The following is a 668-nucleotide window of genomic DNA, read 5'->3' as shown; positions in this document are numbered from 1 at the left end:
GCATCGTAGCTATACCCCACTAATATATTCTCTGTCACTTGAAATCCAACCAATCCACTTAGCGAAGCATCCCAGCGGTAAGCCGCTCCAACGGTAAATTTATCTCTAAACATAAAATTCGCACTCAAATCTACCTGGAGCGGCGCTCCCTCTACCATCTTAACCATCGCCGCTGGTTTAAACTTCAAATTGTAATTAATATCAAAAACATAGCCTCCCGTTAAGTATAAATGCATACGCTGACGAAGGGTATTCATGCCGTTGTCGTCATAACGAGTGCGTGTTAATAACGTAGGTGCAGACAAACCTACATAGGCTTTATCTGAATATAAAAACATACCAACACCTATATTGGGTGTAAACTTGTTTTCTACGTTAGCCGAAGCTACGGGATCACTCTCCTCGTAAATCGTGAGTTTACTGTAATCAACATTCAACAAATTTCCTGATCCTTTAAGTCCAAAGGCTAATTTGTATTCTGAATTCAATTCTACTCCATAGGACAAATCAACCGAAAAGGTGTTCTCATCCATTGCGCCTAGGCGATCATTGGTAAAGTTTACACCTAAACCTAAGCCCGAACGACCCAAAGGACTATCTACGGATAAAGTCGCCGTTTTGGGGGCTCCTTCCAAACCTACCCATTGGGTGCGATACAAACCGAAAAC

Annotated in this window: 1 protein-coding gene; it reads right to left on the bottom strand. The window is 42.1% G+C overall.

Annotation, left to right across the window (positions count from 1 at the left end):
• A partial coding sequence (locus tag H4K33_RS16355; protein ID WP_182650868.1) for a type IX secretion system membrane protein PorP/SprF occupies window positions 1-668 on the bottom strand: 668 nt, incomplete at both ends.

The organism is Myroides sp. WP-1 (genome assembly GCF_014145635.1).
Taxonomy (GTDB): domain Bacteria; phylum Bacteroidota; class Bacteroidia; order Flavobacteriales; family Flavobacteriaceae; genus Flavobacterium.
This window is presented reverse-complemented; position numbering and strand designations above follow the sequence as displayed.